Raw genomic sequence first — 9350 nt, 5'->3', positions numbered from 1 at the left:
TGGGTCACATACGCTTGACTTGACATGCCTTGCCTTCAGGGAATATCATTGTTTTGGTAGATTTTATGGAGATTCATGATATGCCCTTCTCACAAAAGACGGTCTATGCGCTACGGGCGGTTTTTGAACTCAGCAAGCGAAGCGGCACGGGGCCCGTCACTATCGCGGCGATTGCTGAGGCTCAGGCTGTGCCGGTGCGGTTCCTCGAAAACATCCTGCTTCAACTGAAAGGGGCGGGGATTCTGGATTCCGCACGGGGGCGGGAAGGCGGCTATTGGCTGGCGCGGGAGCCCGAGATGGTGTCAGTGGGGCAAGTGCTTCGCGCCATGGAAATATCCCTGGTACCCGTGAGCTGCCTGGGGGGCAAGCTGCAGGAACACTGTCCGATGCAGCAAAGCTGTCCGTTCTTGCCAATGTGGGAGCGGGCACATCAAGCTATGCTTGGCGTCTATGACAGCACTTCCTTTGCCGACCTGCTGGAGCAGGAGGCGTCGCTGTCGCAGGGGTGTGGCCTGACGTTTAGCATCTGACCCGGAGACGCGCTGCCTGGCGCCTTTGCGGTCAGGTAAGCCCCTGTTCGCACTGTAGTTGAGGGAACAATATCGCCGAAGCCGCTTTAGCGGCGCTCTTTGGCTTCGCTTTGGTCTTGAGCGCCGCGACCGCCGAGACGGGTCCCCGTTCCTTGTGGGCCAAACCCTCGCGGAGACCCACTTCAACGGCATGCCGGTTCGCTTCTTCCGTGCCGCGCGGCGCCCGGGCGAGCACCGCTTCGAGCAGCGTGTGCGCGGGCACGACCTCCGTGATGGCTGCAATCGCCCCGAGCGCGATCATGTTCGCCACCACGATGTTCTGTACTTCCTCGCGGGCCAACTGAGTCAGGGGCACACTGAAGTAGCTTTCAGCCGGAACGGTGGAGACGAGCGTCTCGTCCACAATCAGGGTTCCGCCTTCTTTCAGGTCGGGATAATACTTGTCCAGAGACTCCTGGGTCATGGCCAGGAGCAGGTCCAGCTTGAGGGCCTTCGGATAATAGATTTTGCCCGGGGAGACAACCAGGTCGGCCTTGGAAGCGCCGCCGCGGGCCTCGGGACCGTAGGACTTCGTCTGCGTGACGTTTCTGGCGGGGTCCGCGCCGATGGCCTCGGCGAGAATCGTAGCCGCGAGCATCATGCCTTGTCCGCCGGAACCCGACAAGCGCATTTCGTACCGGTCAGGCAGCGTCAGGAAGTCGAGCAAGGAACCCTTCTTCATTTTTGTTTCCTTTCCGCGAGCGAATCGACCAATTGCTGATATTCATCACACAGTTCTGTCTTCTCGAGGTCGCGATGCAACACGCCAGTGACTATTTTGTCCTTGAGTTCTTCCGCTGACAGCTTCGCCGCCCGTGCCACCGGCACGGCTTTCTCCTGGTACATCTTAAGCAGCGCGGTGGGCTGGCCAAGACGGTTGAGCCGCCCGAAGTACGTGTGACAATTGGAAATCACCTCGACAAAGGAGAAGCCGTGATGCTGGATGGCTTCCATCAGCACCTTGTCCATCTGCGGCGCGTGATAGACCGTGGTCCGCGCGACGAAAGTCGCACCGGCGCCTTTGGCAAGGTCACACGCCTCGAAGTGCTTCTCGGTATTGCCATACGGCGTCGTGGTGGCGTATGCGCCCGACGGCGTAGTCGGCGATACCTGCCCGCCCGTCATACCGTACGTGTAGTTGTTGATGAGGATTGTGGTAATGTCGATATTGCGGCGGCACGCGTGGATCAAGTGATTGCCGCCTATGGACAACGCGTCGCCGTCACCTGTGATAACAATTACCTTCAGGTTCGGACGCGCGAACTTGACGCCGGTGGCGAACGCCAAGGCGCGGCCATGCGTAGTGTGCAGCGCCTGAAAATCGAGATAGACCGGCATGCGGCTGCTGCAGCCGATGCCGGAGACAAGCGCGATTTCGTCCCTTGGGATGTCGAGCGTGTCAATGGCGCGCACAAGGGAACTCATGACGATGCCGTTGCCGCAACCTGGGCACCAGAGGTTCGGGAACTTCTTGTGCGGGCGCAAGTAACTCAGGCAGACGTCGGAATGATGCTTGGGCGCGGTCTCGTGGGCAAGGGTCGTCATGCGAGCACCTCTTCAATCTTCTCCATGAACTGGATGGGAGTCAGGATTTCACCGTCATATCGGAGTAGCGAGCGCACCTTGGCTGTCGCAGGGACGACGCGCTCCACTTCGCGGACGATCTGGCCCATGTTCAGTTCCGCCACAATCACGGTCATCGTATTCCGGAGCAGCGAGCGCACCGGCTCGAGCGGGAACGGCCACACGGTCTGAAGCTGGACGCAACCGACGCGCACGCCCGCCTTGCGGGCGAGCAGCGTCGCCAGCAGCGCCGTGCGCGAAACGGACCCATAGGACACGATCGCAATGTCGGCGTCTTCCATGTGCACGACGCGCATCCTGTAGATCTCGTCGCAAAAGTCCTCAATTTTGCGCCGCAGCTTCTCCAATTGAGTAACGGTTTCATCCGGCCGGTTGGTAGGAAAACCCATCTCATCGTGGGTGAGGCCGGTTGCGTACCAGCGGTATCCCTCACCGTATGCGGGCATGGGATTCACGAAATTCGGGGTGGTCTCGTAAGGCGCGTAGTCCTCCGGAGCGCAAGCGGGCTTCACGCGGTCGAGGACCTCGTATTCGCCCGGCTCCGGCAACGTGACCATCTCCTGCATGTGACCGATGACTTCGTCGAGCAGGATGGTTACGGGAGTGCGGAACCGTTCCGCGAGGTTGAAAGCGCGAATGGTCTCCGTGACCGTCTCCGAGACGGACGAAGGCGCCACGGCGATGGCGGTGTAGTCCCCGTGCGGACCCCAGCGCGCCTGCATGGTGTCCGATTGGCTGACCTTGGTGGGCAAGCCCGTGGACGGGCCGCCGCGCTGCACGTTGACAACAACGCACGGCGCCTCGACCATGTAGGCATAGCCGATGTTCTCGACCATGAGCGAATACCCGGGGCCGGACGTTGCGGTCATCGCTTTCGCGCCCGCAACGGACGCGCCGACCACCGCGCTAATCGCGCCGATCTCGTCTTCCATCTGGAGGAACCGCCCGCCCTTCTTGGGTAACTGACGGGCGCATCCCTCCGTCACTTCCGTAGAGGGCGTGATCGGGTAGCCGGCATAGAAATCCAATCCCGCATAGAGGGCGCCGTGTACACAAGCCTCGTTGCCGAGCATCAGTTTGCGCTTAGCAGCAGTCATTCGGTCCTTCTTTCCGGATGCGTCCGCCGTGTGTTACCGGTAATTCGAGGTGATGGCAAAATCGGGACAGTGCATCCAGCAGATGGCGCACTGCGTGCAATCATGGGGCCGCGCGAGCACCGGTTTTCCCATGCGGTCGGCTTCGAAAACCTTCTTCGGACAGAGCGCGATGCAGATATTACAGGTCTTGCACCAGCTCAGGTTGATACTTACGGGCGAGGGCCCTTGCGAGTAATCGTATTTGCTCTTTCTGGCCGTGTCGATCGAGGTCTCAGCAACAACCTGCATGTCGCTCATAGAATGCCTTCCTTGATTCACTTTCCATGGTTTCCTCCGGTTTGCTCAGGCGGCTCATACGGCCGTTTTCCGATGAGCGCGCATCGCTTGATGCAAGAGCCCGGGCAACTCGGCCGGCGACTCAGCCACGGCCACGCCCGCGTCCTGGAGCGCGGCGATCTTCGCCTCCGCCGTGCCCGCGCCGCCCAGGATGATCGCGCCTGCGTGGCCCATGCGCTTGCCCGGCGGCGCGGTGCGCCCCGCGACAAAAGCCGCGACGGGCTTCGACATCGACGACCGGATGAATGCCGCCGCCGTCTCTTCGTCCGCGCCGCCAATTTCGCCGATCAAGACCACCGCCGCGGTGGCCGGGTCACGCTCAAACGCGTCGAGACAATCGACGAAGCTGGTGCCGGTCACGGGGTCTCCGCCGATGCCAATGCACGTGGTCTGGCCCATGCCCGCGCGTGTCAGCGCCCAGATGGCTTCATACGTAAGCGTGCCGGAACGCGACACGACGCCGATATCTCCCTTCTTCACGATGGACCCGGGCAGGATGCCGACCTTGCATTCGCCGGGCGTGATGAGGCCCGGGCAGTTGGGACCAACAAGCCGTGCGCCGCGCGCTTGAACGTAGGGGCAGACCTTCATCATATCGCTGGCGGGAATTCCCTCCGTGATGCACACGACGAGGCGAATCCCCGCGTCCACGGCCTCATAGATCGCATCCACGGCGAACGCCGGGGGAACGTAGATGACCGAAGTATCCACCCCGGACGCACTGACCGCTTCCTCGACGCTGTCGAAAACGGGCATCCCGGAGACATCGGCGCCGCCCTTGCCCGGAGTGACGCCGCCGGCCACCTGCGTGCCGTACGCTTTCATCTGCTGCGCGTGGAAAGAGCCGTCGCGCCCGGTAATACCCTGTACAATGACTTTCGTGTGCTTGCCGATGAAGATGGCCATGCCGCGCTGCTCCTATACCGCCGCCGGCGCCTGCGCCAGCGCGATGGCTTTCTGAACAACCGCATCGAGCGAATCCGCGCAAGGGAGGTTCATCTCGCGGAGAATAGCCCCCGCCTCTCTCTCGTTCGTGCCCGTAAGACGGACCACGACCGGCACATTCGGGCGCAGTGCTTCGAACGCCGTCACGATGCCCCTGGCCACATCATCGCAGCGGGTGATTCCGCCGAAGATGTTGATCAGGATTGCCTGGACATTCGGGTCGGACAGGATAATCTTCATCGCCGCGACCACTTTCTCTGGATTGGACGATCCGCCGATATCCAGGAAGTTTGCAGGCTCGGCGCCATAGCGCTTCACGAGGTCCATGGTGGCCATGGCCAGCCCCGCCCCGTTGACGATGCACCCGATCGTCCCGTCCAGCTTGACAAACGAGAGGTCCGCATCGCGGGCTTCGGCTTCGCCAGGGGCTTCGGCGCTCAGGTCGCGCATGGCTGCAATGTGCGGCTGCCGGTGCAGACCGTTCTCGTCGACATTGATCTTGGCGTCCAAGGCGATTACTTCCCCGCGCGGATTCAAGGTCAACGGGTTGACCTCGACAAGAGACGCATCGATGTCCCAAAAGAGTTTGTGCAACTCTGCGATGATATGTGCCGCTTGCCGGGCCTGCGCGGGTTCCTGAAAAAGCTTCGCGGCCAGGCTGCGCGCCTGGTACGCGCGCAAGCCAGTAACGGGATCGACCGGAAGTCTGTATACCTTCTCCGGGTTCGCGCGGGCTGTTTCCTCGATCTCAACTCCTCCCGCAGGCGACACCATGACTACCGGCCGCTTCGTGGAACGGTCCAGCACAATACCAACATAGGATTCGCTGACGATTTCCTCCGCCGCCGTCACCAGCACCTTCCCCACGTCCAGGCCCTTGATCCGCATGCCAAGTATTCGCTGCGCGCATGCCTTCGCGTCTCCCGGAGTACCGGCGTACTTCACGCCGCCCGCCTTGCCACGGCCGCCGGCGTGGACTTGGGCCTTGACCATGACCGGCCTGCCGATGCGCCGCGCAATCCGTTCCGCATCGTCTGGAGTCGCCGCAACATCCCCCTCCGGGACCGGAATGCCGCGTTCCGCCAAAATCTGCCGGGCCTGATACTCGTGAATCTTCATGCGGCGGGATTCCTGTGCGAACGGTGAGGCGTTGTGGACGAACAGGCGCGAATGCCGAGCCGCCGGCCGGTCATATGCGCTGCACCGGATTGCAGCATGAACCTGATAAACGCGCGCGGCGCGGCGGGTGCAGGGACGATTTTCAGGTCAAACGGTGAACCGGTCTCCGCCAAGCCCATCAGTGGTTCATTCCCGGCATTCGCACGACGCTTCGTGCCGAACGGACGATTCCCAACAATTGGGAGTACTGCTCAACAGGTACTGAAACGCCACGAAATCCTGCCTTACTCAGTCTATGCTGTTCCGCAGAATTGCGCATCGGTAAAAATAACTATCTCCACCGGATTACTCCGGAAAAATCACGTATTATCCGGTATAAGCGACCGAGATACTGTAGTTTATAGTAAAGACAAATGTCAGATTAGACCGGACCGCCTCAATGGCCGGGCCAGACCCTATATTCCCGCTCGCGACCCGAGGTACAGCAAGACAGGCAAAACGGGCCCATTGGTTGAGCCTGGCGTTGATACGAAGTCGATGTGGAAGAATGTTGCCACAGTCTGGACTCGCCAATTGCACGCGCCTAAGCCTCATTAGCCACCGAGGAAACACGGCCACCGTTTCCCTGTGCGGCGGCTTTTCCGGCAGGACAGGCTTGTGTCCCTGCCGCCAAATTCCGCACAGCAACGTTGCTGCTCACCAAATATATACACTATACCGGTCGAGATTGTCAATAAAAAATAGCCTCCAACGTCCAAGACATTCCGCAGGTCAAGAAAAGCGGGGTTGAAGGCGCCACGTGGCCCAAGACCGCTCGCGCAGATTCCCGGAGGCGGAGACCGTTTCTACCCGGTTGGGCGCGTAAACGCCGAACAGAACTGCCAGATAGCGGCCGTTGCGTCAAGGTCTCTGGAAAGACGGCCCGGAGTAAAGAGTCCGTGAGTCCAGCACGCACCGGGCCATGCGTGGCCGCCGCGCTCCACGGCGTACAGTGCGACGTAGGTCCCCAGCAGACCGGGGCCGTAGGAGTACTTGCGCACGGTAGTGCAGTCAAACGTCTCGCGGTTGGACAACGTCTCACGCGCGGGTTCGGCCGGACATTCATTGACGGCGGACCAATACCCAACAGATTCGGGAACTGACAGAACCACACCCTGCGGGTCATTGGGCGAGAGCAAGCCGCCATCCCAAGGCACCAGGGAATCGCCGGTCCCGTGAATCAGGCATACGGAAATGGGCACGGCGGGCGTCAATGCGTCCCGCACGTTTGCCGGGATTGAACCCGAGACGGCGGCCATTGCCGCGTAAAGATGGGGCTGCTCGAAGGCAATGCGCTGGCACATCATAGCCCCGTTCGAGAAGCCCGCAAGGTATATGCGCGCGAGATCAACATGATAGGCAAGCGCAACGCGCTCGAGCACTGCCCGGACGAAGCCGACATCGTCCACGTTCCGGTCATAGGCGGCTATCCCCGGCACGGCCCGCCCATCATTCCAGTTACCCTGGTGGGCCTCGGGATAAACGGCGATAAAACCGTGCTCGTCGGCGAGTGTGTTGAAGCGCGTAACCGTGCGGAGGTCGTCGATGCTCTCGTCTCTACCATGCAATATGGCAAGGACGGGCGCAGCCGCTCCCGCGTCATAAGACGCCGGCACGTATATCTCGTAGCGCCGGGTCAACCCGCCGTACTCGAAGGAGTCTCCCAGCGTGTTCCGCGGCGTTTCAGGACAACACGCCCCGAGCATCGCCGCCGCTATTCCGACAATAGCGGTATGCCAAATGACCATGAGCCGGGACTTGCACGATTCCTGCACGGGCACCTCCTTTCACCGCGGCTGCGCCGAACGGCCGTGTTGCGGTCACAGCCTGATTGTAGCACCCCGGCGCCCCCATGCGTTCAAGAGCCACGGCTCTCGAGAGTACCCGGAACTCGGGCATTCGTTACGCCGCAAGAGGGCATCCCATTCGGGAAAACGGCGGAAATGTTGCTACCGCGGGGGACAACCCCGCTATTGCAATGTGCGCGGCAAGCTCCTATTATGAGAGTCCGTACGCGGAACGGGGCCGGGGCCGCGTGGAGAGAATACGGTTTGGGAATCAGCGAAAGGAGAATCGCATGAACGGGGTGTTGTACGGTCAATTGAGCGTCATGATGTTCCTTGAGTACGCCATCTGGGGCGCGTGGGCGCCCGTCCTCGCGGCATACCTGCTCGGGCAGATGAAACTCAGCGGAAAACAGACAGGCTGGGTCTATGCGACGTTGTGGCTGGCCTGCATCGTGTCGCCCATGATCGGCGGCCAGATCGCCGACCGCTGGATATCCGCGCAGTACCTTCTCGCCGTGGTGCAGGTAGCTGGCGGCGTGCTCCTCCTGATCGCTGCGTTCCAGCGCGGTTTCTGGGGCATGTTCCTTTTCATGGCATTGTATTCGCTGCTGTACGCGGCGACATTGCCGCTGACAAACTCCGTGATGTTTATTCACAAGGACGCAGTCGGCACGCCGGAAAGCTGGGTGCGCGTGTGGGGGACCATCGGGTGGATCGCCGCAGGGCTTGGTTTGACGTTCTGGCGCCAATCCGGCAAGGTGCTCAAGAACGCTTCCGACTGCCTCGTGCTCGCGGGTATTATGTCCCTGGTCATGGGCGTCTTCTCATTCTTGCTGCCGGACACGCCGCCGTCCAATGCGCCGGGCAACCCGTTTGCGTTCTTGGAAGCCCTGAATATGCTCAAGGACCCGATGTTCCTGGTGTTCCTGGTCATCTCGTTCATCGTTACTACCGAGTTGCAGTTCTATTATGTGCCTACGGCGCAGTTCCTGGAAGATCTCGGCGTCAAGAATAAGAACGTCCCAGCCACGATGACCGTCGCGCAGGTTGGGGAGATTCTGGGCATGGCCGTCTTGCTGCCGTGGTGCATGACGCATCTCGGCATCGGCTGGGTGCTGGTGCTGGGCGTGGTTGCGTGGCCGCTGCGCTATGTCATTTTCGCCATCATGAAGCCGTTGTGGCTCGTGATTACCTCCTTGAGTTTCCATGGGATCGGCTACACCTTCTTCTTCTTTGCCGGCCAGGTGTACGTGGATATGGTGGCCCCGGAAGACATCAGGGCTTCAGCACAAGGGCTGATTTTCATCGTAACGCTCGGCCTGGGCAACTTCATTGGCACTCAGTTCACCGGCGTGATCCTTGACGTCTTCAAGACGCCCGAGGGCAAATTCCGGTGGCGGCCCATTTTCCTTATTCCGTGCGTCCTCACGGTCGCGTGCGCGATTGCGTTTATTCTCTTCTTCAACCCGGACATCAAGGAGAAACCGGCGGAAACCGCCGCTGTCCCGGCGCAGACGACGCTCGAAGCGCCCGCGCAGGCGCCTGATGAAGCCCCCGCGCAGCCCGCGGAAACAGCCGCTGCCATCGCGCCGCCCGTGGTGGAGGAAGCGGCCACCGTCGGCGCGCCGGCCCAAGAGGCCGCTGCCGCTGCGCCCGCGGAACTGTCCGCCACCCCGGCGGACCAGCAGGCCGTCGCGGACCAGGCGCGCGCGCTGTGTCTCAAGATGAAGACGGACCTCGAGGCGGGCAATATCGAGGGTGTGCTGGCGCTCTTCGCGGATGACTTCACGCATACGGAATACGGAGACAAGGCGGGCTTGTCCGAGTTCCTCAATCAGGCCAAGGACATGGGCTATCTGGACGACGTGGGAATC

General features: G+C 61.3%; 9 protein-coding genes. 2 read left to right on the top strand and 7 right to left on the bottom strand.

Features of this window, described 5'->3' with window-relative positions:
- Positions 1-80: 80 nt before the first annotated feature.
- Positions 81-530 carry an Rrf2 family transcriptional regulator gene (locus KA184_13025; GenBank protein ID MBP8130494.1) on the top strand — a complete coding sequence of 150 codons (450 nt, stop codon included), beginning with the start codon at positions 81-83 and terminating at the stop codon, positions 528-530.
- A 31-nt stretch (positions 531-561) separates the two neighbouring features.
- Here KA184_13025 and KA184_13020 read toward each other — a convergent pair whose 3' ends face one another.
- The 7 genes from KA184_13020 to KA184_12990 all read right to left on the bottom strand — a co-directional run bounded on the left by KA184_13020 (position 562) and on the right by KA184_12990 (position 7464).
- A complete protein-coding gene (locus tag KA184_13020; protein ID MBP8130493.1) occupies positions 562-1251 on the bottom strand; it encodes a 2-oxoacid:acceptor oxidoreductase family protein in 690 nt (229 codons plus the stop codon).
- On the bottom strand, positions 1248-2114 hold the full coding sequence (locus KA184_13015; protein ID MBP8130492.1) for a 2-oxoacid:ferredoxin oxidoreductase subunit beta: 867 nt from the start codon (positions 2112-2114) through the stop codon (positions 1248-1250). Before KA184_13015 ends, KA184_13020 begins: the two co-directional genes overlap by 4 nt.
- Complete coding sequence (locus KA184_13010; GenBank protein ID MBP8130491.1) at positions 2111-3250, bottom strand: 2-oxoacid:acceptor oxidoreductase subunit alpha; 1140 nt, start codon at positions 3248-3250, stop codon at positions 2111-2113. Before KA184_13010 ends, KA184_13015 begins: the two co-directional genes overlap by 4 nt.
- A 33-nt stretch (positions 3251-3283) precedes the next feature.
- Positions 3284-3538 carry a 4Fe-4S ferredoxin gene (locus tag KA184_13005; GenBank protein MBP8130490.1) on the bottom strand — a complete coding sequence of 85 codons (255 nt, stop codon included), beginning with the start codon at positions 3536-3538 and terminating at the stop codon, positions 3284-3286.
- Between the two features lie 63 nt (positions 3539-3601).
- Positions 3602-4492 carry a succinate--CoA ligase subunit alpha gene (gene sucD / locus KA184_13000; protein ID MBP8130489.1) on the bottom strand — a complete coding sequence of 297 codons (891 nt, stop codon included), beginning with the start codon at positions 4490-4492 and terminating at the stop codon, positions 3602-3604.
- A gap of 12 nt (positions 4493-4504) precedes the next feature.
- Positions 4505-5650, bottom strand: a complete 1146-nt coding sequence (gene sucC, locus KA184_12995; protein ID MBP8130488.1) for an ADP-forming succinate--CoA ligase subunit beta — start codon at positions 5648-5650, stop codon at positions 4505-4507.
- A gap of 845 nt (positions 5651-6495) precedes the next feature.
- Positions 6496-7464 (bottom strand): hypothetical protein, encoded by a 969-nt coding sequence (locus KA184_12990; GenBank protein ID MBP8130487.1) that lies wholly within the window; start codon positions 7462-7464, stop codon positions 6496-6498.
- A 302-nt stretch (positions 7465-7766) separates the two neighbouring features.
- Here KA184_12990 and KA184_12985 point away from each other — a divergent pair.
- Positions 7767-9350, top strand: a 1584-nt coding sequence (locus KA184_12985) for an MFS transporter (GenBank protein ID MBP8130486.1), incomplete at its 3' end; no start/stop codon positions are given.

The organism is Candidatus Hydrogenedentota bacterium, from assembly GCA_018005585.1.
Taxonomy (GTDB): Bacteria; Hydrogenedentota; Hydrogenedentia; order Hydrogenedentales; family JAGMZX01; genus JAGMZX01.
Note: the sequence above shows the minus strand (reverse complement) of the source record. Positions and strands in the feature narration are given on the sequence as shown.

Bases quoted from the DNA above. Each gene is read 5' to 3' on its own strand.
- KA184_13020 (MBP8130493.1), bottom strand. From the start codon at position 1,251: ATGAAGAAGGGTTCCTTGCTCGACTTCCTGACGCTGCCTGACCGGTAC.
- sucC (MBP8130488.1), bottom strand. From the start codon at position 5,650: ATGAAGATTCACGAGTATCAGGCCCGGCAGATTTTGGCGGAACGCGGC.
- sucD (MBP8130489.1), bottom strand. From the start codon at position 4,492: ATGGCCATCTTCATCGGCAAGCACACGAAAGTCATTGTACAGGGTATT.
- KA184_13005 (MBP8130490.1), bottom strand. From the start codon at position 3,538: ATGCAGGTTGTTGCTGAGACCTCGATCGACACGGCCAGAAAGAGCAAA.
- KA184_13015 (MBP8130492.1), bottom strand. From the start codon at position 2,114: ATGACGACCCTTGCCCACGAGACCGCGCCCAAGCATCATTCCGACGTC.
- KA184_13010 (MBP8130491.1), bottom strand. From the start codon at position 3,250: ATGACTGCTGCTAAGCGCAAACTGATGCTCGGCAACGAGGCTTGTGTA.
- KA184_13025 (MBP8130494.1), top strand. From the start codon at position 81: ATGCCCTTCTCACAAAAGACGGTCTATGCGCTACGGGCGGTTTTTGAA.